The following is a 266-nucleotide window of genomic DNA, read 5'->3' as shown; positions in this document are numbered from 1 at the left end:
GCGGACCTGACGGCCGAGAAGTTCGTGGCAAACCCGTACGTACCGGGTGAACGATTGTACCGCACAGGTGACTTGGCGCGGTGGATGCCGGACGGCAATGTGGACTTTATCGGGCGGATGGACTATCAAGTGAAAATCCGGGGCTACCGGATCGAGCTAGGCGAGATTGAAACGGCGATCCAGCGGGTGCCGGGTGTGCGTCAAGCGGTAGTCATCGACCGGACGGATGAGCGTGGGCACAAGTACTTGTGCGGATACATCACGGG

Annotated in this window: 1 protein-coding gene; it reads left to right on the top strand. The window is 60.2% G+C overall.

The genetic code is table 11. The features are described from left to right. The coding region (locus ACUYLD_RS25700; protein WP_446676243.1) for a hypothetical protein at positions 1–266 on the top strand (266 nt) is incomplete at both ends.

Source organism: Paenibacillus sp. SER-28 (assembly GCF_052906305.1).
Note: the sequence above shows the minus strand (reverse complement) of the source record. Positions and strands in the feature narration are given on the sequence as shown.